General features: G+C 44.1%; 18 protein-coding genes. 10 read left to right on the top strand and 8 right to left on the bottom strand.

Translation table 11 applies throughout. From position 1 onward, the window contains the following. Positions 1-3: 3 nt before the first annotated feature. Both eat and R7D93_RS10370 read left to right on the top strand, forming a co-directional pair. Positions 4-1,407 (top strand): ethanolamine permease, encoded by a 1,404-nt coding sequence (gene eat, locus R7D93_RS10375; protein WP_225496495.1) that lies wholly within the window; start codon positions 4-6, stop codon positions 1,405-1,407. Between the two features lie 187 nt (positions 1,408-1,594). Next, positions 1,595-2,650: an NAD(P)H-dependent flavin oxidoreductase gene (locus R7D93_RS10370; protein ID WP_225496493.1), complete on the top strand. Its 1,056-nt coding sequence runs from the start codon at positions 1,595-1,597 to the stop codon at positions 2,648-2,650. A gap of 38 nt (positions 2,651-2,688) precedes the next feature. Here the strand turns inward: R7D93_RS10370 and R7D93_RS10365 are convergent, their stop codons facing one another. Beyond that, on the bottom strand, positions 2,689-3,168 hold the full coding sequence (locus R7D93_RS10365; RefSeq protein ID WP_005388723.1) for a peptide-methionine (S)-S-oxide reductase: 480 nt from the start codon (positions 3,166-3,168) through the stop codon (positions 2,689-2,691). 217 nt (positions 3,169-3,385) lie between these two features. On the opposite strand from R7D93_RS10365, the gene R7D93_RS10360 reads away from it, so the two are divergent. Further along, complete coding sequence (locus R7D93_RS10360; RefSeq protein ID WP_017635127.1) at positions 3,386-4,126, top strand: DNA-binding transcriptional regulator YciT; 741 nt, start codon at positions 3,386-3,388, stop codon at positions 4,124-4,126. On the opposite strand, the gene R7D93_RS10355 is transcribed toward R7D93_RS10360, so the two are convergent. From R7D93_RS10355 to R7D93_RS10340, 4 genes are all read right to left on the bottom strand, one after another. Beyond that, a complete protein-coding gene (locus tag R7D93_RS10355) occupies positions 4,127-5,020 on the bottom strand; it encodes a DMT family transporter (RefSeq protein WP_005373960.1) in 894 nt (297 codons plus the stop codon). 154 nt (positions 5,021-5,174) lie between these two features. Then, complete coding sequence (locus tag R7D93_RS10350; RefSeq protein WP_042523322.1) at positions 5,175-5,531, bottom strand: VOC family protein; 357 nt, start codon at positions 5,529-5,531, stop codon at positions 5,175-5,177. 29 nt (positions 5,532-5,560) lie between these two features. Further along, positions 5,561-6,214, bottom strand: coding sequence for an isochorismatase family protein (locus tag R7D93_RS10345; RefSeq protein ID WP_054579245.1), 654 nt, complete (start codon positions 6,212-6,214; stop codon positions 5,561-5,563). 32 nt (positions 6,215-6,246) lie between these two features. Further along, positions 6,247-6,972, bottom strand: coding sequence for an NUDIX domain-containing protein (locus R7D93_RS10340; RefSeq protein WP_005373953.1), 726 nt, complete (start codon positions 6,970-6,972; stop codon positions 6,247-6,249). Positions 6,973-7,269: 297 nt separating this feature from the next. On the opposite strand from R7D93_RS10340, the gene pncB reads away from it, so the two are divergent. From pncB to R7D93_RS10320, 4 genes are all read left to right on the top strand, one after another. After that, positions 7,270-8,580, top strand: a complete 1,311-nt coding sequence (pncB, locus tag R7D93_RS10335) for a nicotinate phosphoribosyltransferase (RefSeq protein ID WP_042523435.1) — start codon at positions 7,270-7,272, stop codon at positions 8,578-8,580. Positions 8,581-8,900: 320 nt separating this feature from the next. Then, positions 8,901-9,260 carry a hypothetical protein gene (locus R7D93_RS10330; RefSeq protein WP_017819785.1) on the top strand — a complete coding sequence of 120 codons (360 nt, stop codon included), beginning with the start codon at positions 8,901-8,903 and terminating at the stop codon, positions 9,258-9,260. A 214-nt stretch (positions 9,261-9,474) separates the two neighbouring features. Beyond that, complete coding sequence (locus R7D93_RS10325) at positions 9,475-9,993, top strand: glycine zipper 2TM domain-containing protein (protein WP_225496491.1); 519 nt, start codon at positions 9,475-9,477, stop codon at positions 9,991-9,993. Between the two features lie 170 nt (positions 9,994-10,163). Then, positions 10,164-10,943: a methyltransferase domain-containing protein gene (locus R7D93_RS10320; RefSeq protein WP_225496489.1), complete on the top strand. Its 780-nt coding sequence runs from the start codon at positions 10,164-10,166 to the stop codon at positions 10,941-10,943. A 63-nt stretch (positions 10,944-11,006) separates the two neighbouring features. On the opposite strand, the gene R7D93_RS10315 is transcribed toward R7D93_RS10320, so the two are convergent. Continuing rightward, on the bottom strand, positions 11,007-11,888 hold the full coding sequence (locus R7D93_RS10315; protein WP_005373940.1) for a DMT family transporter: 882 nt from the start codon (positions 11,886-11,888) through the stop codon (positions 11,007-11,009). 93 nt (positions 11,889-11,981) lie between these two features. Here R7D93_RS10315 and R7D93_RS10310 point away from each other — a divergent pair, with 93 nt between their 5' ends. The 3 genes from R7D93_RS10310 to R7D93_RS10300 all read left to right on the top strand — a co-directional run bounded on the left by R7D93_RS10310 (position 11,982) and on the right by R7D93_RS10300 (position 15,489). Further along, positions 11,982-12,866, top strand: a complete 885-nt coding sequence (locus R7D93_RS10310; RefSeq protein WP_005387224.1) for a LysR family transcriptional regulator — start codon at positions 11,982-11,984, stop codon at positions 12,864-12,866. Positions 12,867-13,046: 180 nt separating this feature from the next. Further along, positions 13,047-13,661, top strand: a complete 615-nt coding sequence (locus tag R7D93_RS10305; RefSeq protein ID WP_005373936.1) for an outer membrane beta-barrel protein — start codon at positions 13,047-13,049, stop codon at positions 13,659-13,661. 160 nt (positions 13,662-13,821) lie between these two features. Then, positions 13,822-15,489, top strand: coding sequence for an ABC transporter substrate-binding protein (locus tag R7D93_RS10300; RefSeq protein ID WP_225496487.1), 1,668 nt, complete (start codon positions 13,822-13,824; stop codon positions 15,487-15,489). 75 nt (positions 15,490-15,564) lie between these two features. Here the strand turns inward: R7D93_RS10300 and ompV are convergent, their stop codons facing one another. Both ompV and R7D93_RS10290 read right to left on the bottom strand, forming a co-directional pair. Further along, positions 15,565-16,341 carry an outer membrane protein OmpV gene (gene ompV / locus R7D93_RS10295; RefSeq protein WP_017635134.1) on the bottom strand — a complete coding sequence of 259 codons (777 nt, stop codon included), beginning with the start codon at positions 16,339-16,341 and terminating at the stop codon, positions 15,565-15,567. 222 nt (positions 16,342-16,563) lie between these two features. Continuing rightward, positions 16,564-17,097, bottom strand: coding sequence for a copper resistance protein NlpE (locus R7D93_RS10290; RefSeq protein WP_005373930.1), 534 nt, complete (start codon positions 17,095-17,097; stop codon positions 16,564-16,566). Between the last annotated feature and the right edge of the window lie 22 nt (positions 17,098-17,119).

The raw sequence follows: 17,119 nt of genomic DNA, 5'->3' as shown, positions 1-17,119 counted from the left end.
ACTATGTCTAAACATCAGGAGTACTTGGCCAAAAGGCAGCTAAAAAGAGGCACCGCAGGTTGGATTTTACTTGCTGGCTTAGGTGTCTCGTATGTTATATCTGGTGACTTCGCCGGTTGGAACTTTGGCATAGCTCAAGCAGGATGGGGAGGCTTTCTTATTGCTGCTATCGCGATGGCAGTAATGTATTTCACGCTAGTATTGTCTTTAGCTGAAATGTCTGCGGCTATTCCTGCTGCGGGTGGTGGTTACAGCTTCGCAAGACAGGCGATGGGGCCGACAGGTGGCTTTTTCACTGGCTTATCGGTTTTGATTGAATATGCGCTCGCGCCTGCTGCGATAGTGATTTTTATTGGCTCAGCAGTGAATGAATTGGTTGGTATCGATGGCCCTGTTGTTTACGCACTTTTCTACGCCGTCTTTATCGCTATTCATATGGCAGGGGTTGGCGAAGCTCTCAAAGTAATGATGGTCATCAGCGGTTTGGCTGTGCTAGCTATTCTCATTACTGCTGCTGTGCTTATTGGTCATTTTGATGTTAACAACTTATTCGATATTGCTCCGGCGACGGCTCAGGCAACAGAAATCTTGCCGTTTGGGTGGTATGGCGTATGGGCTGCGTTGCCATTTGCAATGTGGTTGTTTCTTGCGGTTGAAGGTGTGCCTTTAGCGGCAGAGGAGGCAAAAAATCCGGCAAAAGATGTTCCCAAAGGCATCATTGGTGCGATGCTGTTTTTATTGCTAACCGCAACTATCGTAGTCGTCCTTTTGGCTGGTGCGGTTGGCCCAAAGGTCATAGGCGATAGCGCGGTGCCATTAGTTGACGCCCTAAAGCTTACGGGCAATTCAACGGTAGCAATGGCCGTGAACTTACTTGGATTGGCTGGCCTTATCGCTTCTTTCTTTTCAATCATTTATGGTTACAGTCGCTTGGTGTTTGCGCTTTCCCGCGCGGGTTATTTACCGCAAACTTTGTCATTAACCAGTGACAAAAAAGTGCCTTCTCGTGCGCTTTTGGTTCCGGGCGTTTTTGGGTTCTTGGTTTCACTTACGGGTGAGGGGGACTTAATCTTGGCGATGGCTGTTGTCGGTGCGACTGTATCGTACGCATTAATGTCCTTGAGCCATATTTTATTGCGAATTAAACAGCCGGAATTAACTCGTCCATATAAAACGCCTGGTGGGATAATTACTTCGAGTATTTCTCTGGTGCTTTCTTTGATCGCAATGACAGGTGTTTATGCTTTTGATCCCTCGGCCTTTTTCATGACAATGGGATTGTTTCTTATCGGTGGTGTTTATTATGGGTTATACAGCCGCAACAAATTGGTGGCAGCAACCGCCGAGGAAGAGTTTGCCATGCTGTCTGTAGCAGAGCTAGAGCTTGAATCAGATGTCGTACGATAGTCACTCTGATTCTTGTTATTCAGCATATTAAGGGAGCCATAGGCTCCCTTTGTCATTTCTATCAAAAGTGCATAGCGCACAAATGCATCACTTTAACTTTATAAGTGGTTAATCATGTGAAAGTCTAGTCTGGATAACGATGGCGCAGATCCATCACAGGTAAAGGTTAAGTTTTCAAGGAAAGGTCATGATAAATAAGGTATTTAATACACTTTTGGGAACAGAGTTACCGATTATTCAAGCGCCAATGGCCGGTGTGCAAGACAGCCAAATGACCATAGCCGTCAGTAATGTTGGCGGGCTTGGCTCGTTACCTTGTGGAATGCTGAACAAAGACGCCATCGTAAAAGAACTTCAACTTATCAAGCAGGCAACTAACCGACCGTTTAACCTCAATTTCTTTTGCCATGAAATGCCGGAGTATGACGCCAACAAGCACGAAAAGTGGCAACAAACGCTGCAACCGTATTTTTCCGAGGTTGATGCAACCGTTCAGGCTCAGCCAAACGCTCCGACAAGGATGCCTTTCAATCATGATATTGCTGACGCGATTGAACCATTTGCACCGCCAGTGATCAGTTTCCACTTTGGTTTGCCAGACGATGATCTGTTAGCTCGAATTAGAGGGTGGGGAGGGAAGATCCTTTCGTCAGCGACTACGGTGGACGAAGCACTTTGGCTAGAAGCAAAAGGCGTTGACGGTATTATCGCCCAAGGCTTGGAGGCTGGTGGACACCGAGGTATGTTTTTATCGGATGATTTAACTACTCAATTAAGTTTGATTGCGTTATTACCACAAATCGCCAAACGGGTGAATTTGCCTGTTATTGCTGCAGGCGGAATCGCTGATAGAAGTGGGGTGGAAGCCGCGTTGAGATTAGGAGCTAGTGCCGTTCAAGTTGGCAGCGCCTATTTGTTGTGTGATGAGGCGAAAACATCGTCTTTACATCGATATGCCATTGCCAGTGAACGCGCGCAACATACCGCTGTGACCAATGTTTTCTCGGGCCGACCAGCGAGAGGCATTGTGAATCGCGCGATGTCGGAGCTAGGCTACATCAGTAAGTTTGCGCCGAAATTCCCATACGCCTCCATTGAAATGGCTCAACTAAGAGCGCTTATGGAAAAGCAAAACCGAGATGAATTCACACCGTTGTGGTGCGGACAAAACTCGTCGGGTTGTAAGGAAATATCGGCGGCAGAAATGACATTGTCATTAGTGGAAGGCATCGATTTAAACTGATATGCATCTTGCCTTTTAAAGCGATGCTGACTGAATGGTTACGAGTTATCCCTGTATTTATGTAGTAAATCTAATGGGATGTGGCAGTAATCATTCGGAAAGTTTGTGAGTCTGTCTTGGTGCTCATCATCACTTGGCACATAATTTGTGAGTGGCAGTACTTCTACGGCGATCTTGTCGGCGTCCGGTCGTGCTGCGATAAACGCTTTCGCGATGGTGAGATGCTGTTCGTTTTGGCTATAAACACCAGTACGGTACTTCTCACCTACGTCTTCACCTTGCTTGTTAACGCTGTAAGGGTCGATTATCTCAAACAAATACCCCATTAAAGTTTCAACCGAAACTTGCTCAGCATCGAACTGGGTTTTCACGCACTCTGCGTAGCCATCGTATTCGGATTGAGTGTTATCCGTTGTGCCATTTGCTCGCCCGGCTTCTGTGTTGATTACGCCCGGAAGGTGGCGCATAAATTCTTGCACGCCCCAAAGGCAGCCGCCTGCGAAGTAAATTTCTTCCATTACTTTGATCCTAGTCTCTATCGTTGTTGGGATGTAGGGAGTTAACCCCTCTTCTTCCATCCCATTTTCGTTGCCCTATTATCTGTTGATGGGAGCGATATTCGCAAGGTACAGCTTGGCTAATCAGACCACGCGTTTTTTCCTTTTTACTTTCAAGTTCTTTTCATATGAAACATCAGGTGAGTATACTGTAAGCTCATCAATAAGGAGCGAACCTGTGAACCCAAGACAAAATGAAATCCTGCAATTAGTGAACGACCGTAAACGCGTTCAAGTCACAGAGCTTTCTGACATCATTGGCGTGTCGGGTGTGACCATCAGACAGGATTTGAACTTTCTGGAGCAACAGGGCTACCTAAAGCGCGTTCACGGCGCAGCTACCGCGTTGCAAAGTGATGACATTGATGCCCGCCTAGAAGTACGTTTCGATATTAAACAATCGCTCGCAAACCAAGCTGCGGATTTGGTCGCACCGAATGAGACAGTGCTGATTGAAGGAGGCAGTGCGAATGCGTTGTTGGCTCGGACATTGGCTGAGCGCGGCGATGTGACCATTATTACGCCATCGGCGTATATCGCCCATCTCATCCGTAACACTTCTGCCAACATTATCTTGCTTGGTGGCGTGTATCAGCACCAAGGCGAGAGCTTGGTCGGACCGCTGACTAAGTTGTGTATTGAGAACATTCATTTCAGCACGGCCTTCTTGGGTATTGACGGCTTCCATCAAGACACTGGCTTTACTAGCCGCGACATGATGCGCGCTGAGATTGCAGAAACCATCATTGCGAAAAAAAGGCGCAATATTGTTCTAACGGATTCTAGTAAATTTGGGCAAATTTATCCCTCATCAATTGGTAAGACTGACGAAATATCAGTGCTGCTGACTGACAAAGCCGCTCCGAAAAGCGACCTTGAACAAATCAAAAAGCGAGGTGTGGAAGTTATATTAGGCTGATTAAGCCACGCTTCGTTTTCGCTTCGCGAGCATTGCTGTTGGGGAGAAACCGGTGACTAGCATAGTGCCGCTAAGCACTAGAATTGTTCCTATGATGGTGTTAGAGCCGACGGGCTCATCTAGCACCAAGTAGCCCCATAAGATACCAAAAACAGGAACAAGAAAAGTGACAGTCAGTGCTGACGCTGGGCCGATATCAGAAACTAAGCGGAAATAGAGCAAATAAGCGAACCCTGTGCATACAACGCCGAGCGTGACAACAGAGCTCCATTCGAAATGACTTGGTTCTGCACGCATTGGTAAGAATGGTAGCAGCGGCAGTACCCAAATAACCGCCGCCCACATACTGCCGTGAGCATTGTCAAAAGCTGGTACTTGTGGCGCATTTTTAGTGTAGTTGGTAGCAATGCCATAGCTGAAAGAAGCCATCAAACTGGCGGCAATAGGGAGCATGGCTTCTTCACCTATGGTTGAAGTATCTAAGCCGACCAAGACTGCAACGCCTCCTATGCCTATTAGCATACCGAGAACAGATTTCGCTGTGAGTGGGCTGCGGTACCAAACAAAGCCAACTAGTGCTCCCCATATTGGGGCGGTTGAGTTCAATATTGCTAAAGTTGATGCATTCAGTGTCTGGGCTGCGTACGCAAAGAGTAAAAATGGAACTGCGCTATTGAATAAGCCAATAATAAAGAAGTGTTTAGTATGCGCAGTTAACGTGAGTTTCTTCTTCAAATATACGGCGATCAATAACAAAGCGACGGCGGCAAATGTAACTCGAAATTCGATTAAGTAAGCCGGCCCGAATGTGTTGGCGGCGACTCGCATAAACAGAAACGAGCCACCCCAAATAGCAGCGAGGCAGAGTAAGCGAAAAAAACTGACGGCAGTCATTTGACATCCTTGGTCGAGGTCTAGCGCCTCATCGATTAATTGTTGCGCTAACAGTGAATTAAACCAAGGATGAGGTCAACCAGAAATGTAATGCCAGTTCCGGATCTGGCTAGCTTGGGCTCACGTTGATGGTGTGTTGTTGATTTGTGATGACTTAATGGCTCTCTGACCATACTGCGAATTCATTTCCACTCGGTTCAGTGAAGTGGAATCGACAGCCGCCGGGGAATTCGAAAATAGGGCGGATAATTTTTCCACCATGCTGCTCTACTTTTGTCTGAGTGGCCTGAATGTCTGAGCTATAAAATACTAAAAGTGCGCCACCATTTGCGGTTTGGTTTATAAACTCAGATTTGAAGAATCCGCCATCCAACCCTTGTCCTGAAAATGCAGAATATTCTGGACCATAATCGGTAAAGCTCCAGTCAAAAGCACGCTCAAAAAATTGTTTGGTCGCACTGACATTAGTGGAACCAAATTCAACGTAATTCAATTTTTCATGTTGATGCATGGTGAAATCCTTCTCGGTTACTATCGTTTCTAGGCGAACTTTTCTACGATGATGTCGTCCGCTTTCTCGACAAATAATGCGCCATTATCTCTGAGCTCTGTCAGCACATTCTCTACATTATCAGGCAGCACCGCTCGAGTTGAAGCAAGATTAACTACCACATTGTAGCCAAGTTCCAGCGCTTGCATGACGGATTTTTTCACGCAAAAGTCCAAGGCAAGGCCACCGATAACTAAGGTATCAATCCCGTTGAACTTTAGAAATTCATGCGCACCTGTCGTTTTGGTGTCGGCAATATCATGGAAAAAAATACCGTAAGGGTGCGCATCAGGATCCATGCCTTTATTAACTTGAAAATCGTAGTCCAACACGGGTGGTAAACCATCTAGCAGCTCAGAACCTGTTGTGCCAAGCACACAGTGACGGTTCCACTTTATATCCACATTCGGTAAACCAACGGGCTCAAGCATATTGGATGGCGATTCTGCATCCCACTTTGCTTTTGGTGGGTGTAAGTCACGACTGACCAGTTTTAATCGGCCTTTGGCATGATTACTCAGAAGCTCCGGTACGATTTCCAACGCACCTGCAACGGGCAGTTCATTTGGACATAACTCACTAAAGCCTTTCTCTGGATCAACGTCGATCACTGCTGTAGTTTGATAGTTTACTCGAACAGTCATGGCAGACTCCTTGTCTGTCTGATTGTCTGCGTTTATCCACGCAAACAGTTTTGAAAAAAGGTTACTTCGTCGCTAGTCAGCGTATATACCATTGCGGGTTTTCCACCTTTGCCTTTGTTGGTTGAAGCGACTTTATTAGTGGGTTTTAGTACGCCTGAATCTATCAAGCGGCGCTTAATCGTCATTCGGCTGATATCAATACCAAACTCTTGATAAGCAGAAATGATGTCCGCAACCAAAAACTCTTTGTCTAATGCAAACAAAAGAACCGATGTGTATTCAATGGATGCACGAAGCTTTTGCCACGCTTTTTCAATGGTTTTTTGATGATCAAATGCGAGAGTCTCTTCTCCATTGAGAATAGCCTGTAGCGAAAACCATTTAAGTTGGCATTCCGGTACACCTGCATTATTTATTTGCTCTACATTGTTACGATCGACTAAGGCGTAGTGCGTAATGTTTAAGCTCCAGTCTTCTGGGTCGCGCTTTGGATCACCGTCGATAAACGCTTCGCTAAAATGGCGAGGGTAGGTATGGATTTTCTCACGGCAAATTCGGCGACGCGCCGCTTCAAAGTTTTCATCGGCCGGGCGTCCGCCTTCACTGGTTAAGTCTTTATCAAAGACAAATCCGCCCGGTAGTGCCCAGACTCCATGGTATGGCCGATTTGGATTTGAACGTTTAATCAACAACACTTCCAATCCCTTATCGGCACAGCCAGATAGCCTGAATGGAATAATGTCGACAGATACGATCATGGTTGGGTCCTAATATTGATTTGTAAGTAATCTAGCGCATAACAAGTGGTCAATCAATGGGTAAGTAACGAGTTGTTAGAAACGTTTTTGGTAGTGTTCGTAATACGGTTTGAGCATAAATTTACGGATGACTCTGACTTATTCACAATGCTTGCTCGAATTCTAGACAAAAAACCTTATAAAAATGAGTGGTTAGTAACAAAAGTTGACAAACTATAGATGGGTGTTTATTGTTTACGCAAATTAGTTAGTAACAAAAAGTTATATACCCAGGAAGGGCATGTAGAAGGGCACCTAATGACCACCAAACTATTTTCTTCCCGCATCATTCAAAGCGCTTTGGATTTCGATGTCTACAAAGTCAATATGATGAGCGCTGTAACAGCGCTTTACCCTGATGCGATGGTGTCATATAAGTTTATCGTGCGCAGTGAGGAAGACCTCTCTGAGCTTTTGCCCGAGGTAAAAGCCGAAGTCCTTAAACTGCAAGATATTCAATTTACGCAAGAAGAAATTGAATATATTAAGCGTGTCGCGCCTTACCTGAATCCTGACTTTGTTGATGCACTGCGCCATTTCCGTTTCAACCCACAAAGTGATGTCTCTTTCCATAATAAAGCCATGGCTGATGGCTCAAGCCAGTTAAGAATTACCATTAACGGTTTGTGGCGAGATACCATCTTGTACGAAACGATCATCATGAGCATCGTGTCTGAAGTTCGTAGCCGTCAGCGTTGGTCAGATATCCCTGTTGCGCAATTTACCACTGTTTTAGAAGAGAAAGTTCGGCACCTAAAGTCGGAACTAAAACGTCGTAACATCACTAACTTTAAATTTTCTGACATGTCGACGCGTCGACGTTTTTCCTTCCAAGCTCAGCGCACTATGCTGGAATATTTGTGCCAGGAAGTGCCGGAATGTTTGACAGGAACAAGCAACTATCACTTAGCAAAAGAGCTAAACTTGACGCCTATCGGCACCGTTGCTCATGAATGGTTTATGGGACACCAAGCTCTGGTGAATGTGCGAGATTCGCAAAAAGTGGCGTTGCAACGTTGGCAAAAAATGTTTAATGGTGCACTAGGTATTGCGTTAACCGATACGATTGGTATCGATGCTTTCCTTAAAGACTTTGATGAAGAACTAAGTAACGCGTACTTCGGTGTACGTCACGATAGTGGTTGCCCTTATAGCTGGGGTGAAAAAATGATTGCACACTACCAGTCGCTGAATATAGACCCATTAACAAAAACACTGGTGTTTACCGACGGACTTAACTTCGAACAAGCGTTAGATATTTGCGAGTATTTCCAAGGACGTATTCAGGTGAGTTTTGGTATCGGTACTTTTCTTGCCAATGATATGGGTGATTATGTCAATAAAGATGGTGAAGCCTACCAGCCACTTTCTATCGTGATAAAAATGGTCACGTGCAATGGTTCACCGGTCGCCAAAATCAGTGACGAACCTGAGAAAGCCATGTGTGAAGATATCTTCTTTTTGATGAATCTCAAGCGCCGCTTTGAACAACCTCTTGATTTAAATGAGTGTCGTAAAATGATCGATCGTTTAGAAACTGAAGGTCAAAATTATCTCATCGACGCGTAGGCGTTATCCTCTCTCCATGATAAGCACCCTCTATCGTTACGACAAATTTATATAGGTAAACGTGGAGGGTGTTTTCGTTATAGTAATATACAGAAGTAACCAGATACAGCGCAGGAAAGCACTCAAAAGTTGATGTGTTATCTGCCTTTGATTGGTGTAAATCGATACGTTACAGCATCGTGGACGGTGTATCTCATCCGACACTAAACTCAGTCTAATCACGTAGTTTATTCCCACGTACCATGAGCTCACTTGGGTATAGACGTCTATCTGCTTTTATGACTTTGGGCTTCACGTAGTTGCTTGAATCAGGAGTCAAAATGAACCTAGTAGTACATTTGCAAAAGAAAGCGATCCGAAAATATGGCTATGAGATGGCCACTCGCCAAGCATGGAGGTGTGGTATCAAGGCAAATCTTGTAAAGCGCGTGATTGGCCTTTTTAAAGGACAAATTGTTTGTGTGGTTGAAGGTTGCCGAGCAGAGTTTTCTTCTCCTCTTAATAACCCCCTTCACGAAGATGACAAGCAGGGGCGATATGTGTTTGTTGGCGGTGTATGCTGGGAACCAAATAACATTATAGCGCCTGGTTTCCCTGATTTTATGTTTATGCACGTGCGTAATCTAAGCCACCGTCATAAGTATTTAACGGATGACGAACTATTTTTGAGCTTGGCTTAAAAATAAATCTCATAGACTAGTCCAGCCCAATCATAATCAGTAGTGATACAGTTTTAGCTCTGTTGACATTCTGCTGAGTGTTTCTTGACGTACCTCTTATAAAATAGTGTTTCTTTACTTGTTAATAACAGAGGGTTTGTTTTCGTCTGATGTGATTTCCCTTTTGCGATTTACCATAACGCTCATCAAAGCAAACCATACTGGGATGTAAATCATGAATATGAAATCTATCGCAATTGCAACGGCAGTTGTTGCTGTACTAGCAGGCTGTAAAGACAAAACGCCACCAGCTCCAACTCAAGCAAACATTACTTTGGTTGAAGCGGTGACTGAAACGGTGAAAAAGCCGCACCAAGTATGTAAAGACGTGGTAGTAACCGAGCAAGTTGCCCCTGCGGATGACAATAAAATTATTGGTACGGTTGGTGGCGCAGCAGCTGGAGCAGCGCTGGGCAACCAAATCGGTGGTGGCTCAGGTAAAGTGATTGCAACTGCAGCTGGTACGATTGCTGGTGCACTGACAGGTCGTAAGATCCAGGAGAATGTGCAAAAAGGTGATGTAGTAACAACGACGAAAAAACAGTGTCATACAGAATATACGACATCTGATAAAGTAGTGGGTTACGACGTCACTTACGAAGTTTCAGGTACACCAACGACGGTTCGTTTGGCGAGCAAGCCAGCGACAAAAACGTTCCCAATTCAAGATGGTAACGTTGTTCTACCACAATAGTTAGCGACTTAACCGAAGCGATTAACAAGCCCTTTTATCTTTGAGATGAAAGGGTTTTTTCACATAAGCGGCGTTTTCATCTGTTTTCCTATTGGAATGTGCGGCCAGAAATACCCGTTAATTTCCGCGTTCGATACAATCACTTTTCTAAAAGTACGAACGGAAAAAACATGGAAGATTTTTACCTGACCGAGCACGGTCTGGCTGGTTATTTCGAAGCTCAATGGTTCGACAAGTTCATTGAGGATCAACAGATTGAGATGATAACCAGTCGCTCAAAACAAGTCCCACTTTCTTTTTTGTCATCACCTCACTGCTCCCAAGTTGCTGATTTTATTGCGCAGGCGGTAATCGAAAGCAGCGTTCAGCCGTATTCCCTACTTGAGGTTGGGGCGGCGCTGGGAAGAAATTATTATGAGTTAGTGCAACGCTTACCTAACCTTAAAGAAGCGACGCTTGTGGAGCCTTCAAATAGGTTAATGGATGGCTTGAAGCAACTGTTAATAGAAGAACAACGCGTCGAGCTTACTTACCTTCACGATGTGAACACCTTAAACACTTTAGAGGTTGAGAATAGAGATATCGTACAGAAATGTGCTCATGTTGATTTGACGCTAATTAACCAGCCTTTTGAGCTCGATATTCTCCAATCTCGCTTTGATTTAGTCGTATGTTTAAATGTGATTGATCAATGTGAGTCGCCACTTAGCGTGATCAATGCTCTAAAAAAAACCACCAAGGTGGGTGGGCTGATCGTTGTCTCTTGCACTTATCAGTGGAACGCGAAACACATCAAAAATAAAGAAGAGGCGGTTGATGATATCAAAGAATACTTTGCTGAAGGCTGGCGTCTAGTGTCGGAAGCCGAGCATGAATATCGCATCCGGTTTAATGATCGCTTTGCAAGGCAGTTTTTATCTCACGTAGTCGCTTACGTAAAAACCGATTAGAGCCACATAAAAAAACCGAGCACTTACGGCTCGGTTTTTTAGTCTTTGGGTTAGAGCACAACTTTAAGTAACGTGCGCTTCTTGTTGCTCTTGCAACTTTTTCTTACGACGTTCTCGTTTAGAAAGCCAAACCAGAGGCACAACAATCATAATGGTTCCTATTGCCATAAATATATCTGGCACTTCTCCAAACCAAATCAATCCCACAAACACGGCACCAATTAAGCCACTGTATTCAGCGCTGGCAATTTTGTTGCTATCGATCGAGCGGTAAGCGATGACACATGTTGCTGCATAAATCATGATGAACAGACTTGAGCCAGCAGCAACAGGGAAAGCACTCCAGTCCCAAGGTTCTGCTTCGATCAGAACAAGCAAGAAGGCTACTGGAATACCTGCCAAGTTTGTCATCAATAATGTTTGCATCACAGACTGATTTTTTGGCAGTTTTCGAATGAGCAAGTTATTGATTGCTAAAGTAATTGCAACAACTAAAGCTGAAATCGCTGCCCAATCGATTTGGTCTGGACGAATGATGACCAATACACCGGCAAAGCCCATTATCGCTGCGGCGACCGATTGTTTAGATAGCTGTTCGCCAAAAAAGATTGCTGCAAGCGGCAACATGATCAATGGCGCGGCGTAAAAGATCGCGTTCGCAGTTGCGAGCGGTAAAGATGAGATCGCCAAAACCATGAATATTGCACCAAGTAACCATACGTGAGCGCGAACAGCATGCCACTTAAACCCTTCAAGAAAAGGCGCATTTTTTGTTAGCAAGTAGACTGGCAGCAGGAAAAGCACCGCTGAAATTTGTCGGAAAAAGACAAATTGAAAAATAGGCACTTCATTTCCGACACTTTTAATTAAAGAGTCCGAAAGCACCGCAATGAGATTTCCAACAATTAATAGCAGCATCGCTGCTCCGACCGATGTAACTTTCACTTTTTCCTCTCCTCTTTCTTTGCCAAAGAGTAGGTGATGTCATAGGATGAAGTGAAGTGATATTTATTAGTTTAAGTATGAGATTTTTAGATAATGAAATTGCCACCACTCAGAGCGGTTCACTGTTTTGAATCTGTTGCCAGAAACTCTAGCTTTTCGCTTGCTGCTGAAGAACTCAATGTGACGCAAAGTGCCGTTAGTCACCAGATACGACTATTAGAAGATTATTTGGGTGAATCATTATTTATCCGTCAAGGCAGAAAGCTCTCTTTGTCCGATACGGGCACCCGCTATTTAGAGGATATTAGCCCAGCAATTAGCTCAATTGCGATGGCCAGCCAAAAGGTGCGAGAAGGGGACAAAGGCAGCATACGGTTGGCGATTTATAGCTCGCTTGCCGTAAAGTGGCTTATTCCTCGTTTGTCTGATTTTAAGCGCTTACATCCAGAAATCGATCTGACACTCAATATGGTCGTTGGTGATCCTGAACAGACAGACAGCGTTGGCGATTGTTTTATCACGGTAGAAAAGCCAAAGCGAAACTACATGTCGGTAAAGTTATACGCGGAGACGCTGTATCCGGTCTGCAGCCATAAAATTTGGAAAGAGTTGCAAGATCAACCGATTCCAGAAGCGCTTTGGCGATACCCTATTTTGTCGACAGACTCAATTTATCGTGAGAGAGGAAAAGACTGGGCTGAGTGGTGCAGAGCGGGCGGTTACACCTTGCCGAAAGATGTCGATGTTCAACATTTTAGTCATATGTTGTTGGCAATAGAGGCGGCGCGTTATGACCAAGGCATCGCATTTGCGAATGATTTTATGCTTAATGAAAGAGATAAAGCGCACGATTTGGTGTATATCCCTTCTCATGGATTGGAAACCGGCGACAGCTTTTATTTTATTCATAAAAAGAGTCGAGCCAAGCAAGCGGAAATCATCAAGCTCACTAACTGGTTGAAGCAGCAATGCTTGTGAAATGACTAAATTGTCAAAATTAAGAAAGAAAGTGGCAAAGTTGTGTCTAAATATTTCATGTTTTATTGAGTTTTTATTCATTAACATCCACTTGGTTTTGAAACCAAGTGAAATGGATAGCATGGCATGCTTAAGGATGGGCAAAACACAACCTCAATAATTAACAGGCAGTGAAATACAATGTTTAAAAAAACATGGCTAATGACAGCCCTTCTAGCAACATGTTCTGTTGCAAACGCAGCTCCTTACGTTGGTGCATCTGTAGGTCAAGCATCGTTTGGTGATGTTAATGGCTCTATCAATGGTGGTGGTACTAACGCTAGCACTAAACTTAAACTTGAAGATGACTCAAGCCTTTCAGGCAAAGTATTCGGTGGTTACAAATTCAACGAATACATTTCTCTAGAAGCAGCCATTGGTGGCTACGATGCTTTAGACGGCAAAGTTGTTACTGTTGGTGATATGAAGTATCTATCGATTCAGCCAAAAGCGACTCTACCGATTGGCGATCGTTTCAACCTTTTTGCTAAAGCTGGTCTTTCTTACTTCAATGCTGAATTCAAAATTAGCAACTCTGTGATTGACGGTAGCGCAGGCCATACCACCATTTCTGACAGCACTGTAACAGGCATGTACGGCTTAGGTGCAGAGTTCGCTATTACTGAAAACTTTGCTCTACAAGTTGAATGGGAATACATGATGCCTGAGCTAGACATTGCGAAATTTGGCAATGAAAAAGTAACGGTTGATGCAGACATCAATGTATTCTCTGTAGGTATGAGCTACCGTTTCTAAGAATACTTATTCAAGTTACCTCTTGGATTAGTAAACGCTTTTGACTTCTGTTGGTCGAGCTGAGTCCAAGCTTTGAATTTGTTTAGATATAGCACAGGAAGTTTAGTTGCTAAGCGTCCTGTGCTATTTTTTTGCTTTGGAATAACTCTTAGGAATCTTTGTGAACGATGTCAATCTTAGGTATCTGGATCTACTGTTAAAGCACTTTGAACCTCACCAGTATCACCTTGTTACGCTTTCTGAGCTAGAGGCGGTGATTTGCACGTCGAGGCGCAATGTTTCTATTGTGATGAAAAAGCTTGCCACTTACGATTGGGTCGATTGGCAACCTGCGATTGGCCGAAGTAACGCTAGCCGTCTCAGTATTAATATTTCCCTCCAACAAGCGATGACCGAGTTTTTGGTTGAGGAGCTTGGCAGAGGAAGAATGAACTCAATAACGAAACTTATTGATTGGTTCGGTCAAACCGCGGTTAGAGCACTAACCATCGCTTCTGAAAAAGTGAATCGATTGAATGAATCAAATAACGCTATTTTGATTTCTTCTTACCCTTGGGTATCCAAAATCGACCCTGCGAATACTTACCGTCACACTGAATTACACGTCGCGAAAAGCGTTTATGACGTATTGCTGACCCAAAATTCCAATGGTGGTATCGAGCCATCGTTAGCACACGAATGGAAAATGGAAGGCAAGGTAATGACGTTATGGTTGCGGCCAGGCATATATCGCCATGATGGCGAGCCCCTTAACATACAGGATGTGGTTTGGAGTATAGAAAGACTCAGGGAGATAAAAGGACCAGTTCACGAGCTCTGGCAATGCATTGATAGCGTGGTTGCAGAAACATCTAACTGCTTAAAAATCATATTGAAGCATCCGAACAAGTTGTTTCCATACATGCTAGCAACTCCTCATGCGTCTATTCTGTGTCGAGATGTCGTCTCTTTCGGTTCTAGTTATTCCTACCACATCGGGACTGGACCATTTAAAATCAGCGGCTGGAACCAGGAGAGTATGACTCTTGAAGCGCACAAAGAGTATTTTTCAGCACGCGCATTGTTAGATCAAATAACGCTGTCTCATGGTGATGTTAAAACCTTAAATATGTTGAGCTTTAACCAAAGCTCCGATCACGTTGAAGTGGAAAAAATTAGCGCATTTTCATATTTGACCTACCGTGAACGCGTGGAATCCCAACTCACAAAAGAAACTTGGTATCAACTCGCTGATTACATCCATGTGCAAAAGCGAATTTATGATGCGCCAAGTGCCGTTGACAGCATTCAGTTAGAGACTCATGAGCAAGGTTTATCAATAACAGATGGTGGTGTGATACCTAAACTGAAAGGTAAAGTGGTATTAGCTGAACCTGTCTGGACGATACCGAGTTTAATTCGTCATTCCGAATGGTTGCACAGTGTGATTCGTGCAACGGGATTGGAGTTGGAGATCGTCGTTATTGATGACATTAGTTTTCCTGAGGTAGTGTCTCACCAAGCAGACTTGCTCTTCATTGAGGAAGTCATGGAAGCACCATTTGAATATGGCATCTTCGAATGGCTGTCGATAGCAACTGGACTGCGTTTTAGTTTTGATCAAAGCCAGATGTTAAGCCATAGAGAAAAGGTTCGCAGAGCGATGGCAGATGATCACTCGCTACAGTCTTTATTAAACCTAGAGAAAGCGCTGCGCGATCAGTACCTATATTTGCCTTTGTTTGTTGGCTACGAAGAAGTGACAAAAACACAGCAAGTGCGAGGTGTGCAGGTGAAGAATACAGGCTATAGCGACTTACATAGGTTATGGATTGCTCATTCACACTAACGTCTGTGTGCAAGATGATGCAAATGTCCAACGCATAAAGCCATCGAAATGATGGCTTTATAAGGGCGTGTCGGATTAGAAGTTGTACGACACACTTGCGCCAACAACCCATTGGTTTGCACTATCAACGATAGAAGAGTCGCTGATACCGCTGCCTAGGCGCGTGTATTGTGTCATTTGGCTTACTTGCCAGTTGTCGTTGATCGGCATAACAAGTTTGTAGCCCACACCATAGCTTACCGTTGAATCACCTTTGTATGCTTTGCGGTTTGCGTTTGCTTCGCGTTGTTTCACACCAAAGTAGTAATCTACGTAGTCTTCACTTTGATAAGTTAGGTTAGCAAAAGGAACAAAATCAACACTACCGAATTTCATGATGTGGAAGTAAGTCGCGCCCGCTAAGTAACCTTTGTAAGCACCACTGATATCGTGCTGAAGGTACGTAGAAATGACGTTGTTTTGATCCAGTGTAAAGTCTGCGTTTAAACCTAGATCGACGGCGAAGCGGCGTTTATCTGTGCCTTTCAGGCTTTTCGCGGTATCACCGTCGCGCATTACACCGCTACCTACAAGGTAGGCACTCATGTTGATTAACTCATTGGTGTTACCGAAGAAGCGGTAGTTAATGCCACTTAGGTCGGCATTAAAGTCGTCACCATGGTAACCACCGTTGAGAATTGGTGCTGTATTATGCTTTTGATCTTTGAAAAGATCGCTGCCTTGAGCCACACCAGCTTCTACGTTCCAACCGCCTTCGTTGTTGTAGATGTTACCGTTACGAATGTAAGTATCGCCAGCGAAAGCTGAGCCAGCAGCTGTCAGAGTAAGTAGTGCAATTAATGTTTTTTTCATCATTTTTCCGAGTTGTTCTGTTTTGTTTTGAACACTGTACAAAATGACGTTGTAAGCATCTATCGGCAAAGCGTATGGAAATGTAATGAACAATCAGGGTAAGAAGCAGAATGTTGCTTCAGAATAGAAAGGTTGCTGGAATAGCTTTCGTTAAAACAGCGAAAAAATCCGAGCTGGGGTGGCTCGGATTTGGAGTATTTATCAGGTATTGATACTAACTTCTTACTGTTTCGTTAAGTTGTATAGTGGTGCTAGGTCACCCGTTACTTTTTCGCCATTCATGTCTAGCTTCATAAGTACGTTTTCACCAACAAAGTATTGGTTTGGTGCATCTTCATTTGTCAACGTTACGATGCTGCCATTAGCGTCCCAAGTGAATTGACCTTCAGATTTTGATTGACCGTCTTCTTTGTCTTGGTAGCTTTCTTCAAGTACGTAAGTGCCATCTTGATTTAGTGTGATGGTCATATCGATACCAGCACAATCCGCGCAAGGTAGTGTTCCTTTGTAGGTGCCGTTCCAGTCCAGAGCACTTTGTGCGTTGTGTTCAGAGTCTACAAATGTCTCTTCAGTAATTACCTGTTCTTCTTCTACTGGTAACGTGTCAATTGTCTCAGTCGTAACGTCTGCACTGGTGGTGACTTCAGTTTCCGTTGCCTGAGGTACTTCAACTGCGCTTGTTTCGGCAGGTTTCTCATCTTGACAGCCTGCAAGAATGATTACCGCGCCTGTTAGTGCCAACATTGTCTTTTTCATTTTATCCCTCTTTAAATCAAGA

This window comes from Vibrio sp. YT-15 (genome assembly GCF_033337445.1).
GTDB classification, from domain to species: Bacteria; Pseudomonadota; Gammaproteobacteria; order Enterobacterales; family Vibrionaceae; genus Vibrio; species Vibrio alginolyticus.
The sequence above is the reverse complement of the archived record's forward strand: the minus strand, read 5'-3'. Positions and strand labels throughout refer to the sequence as shown.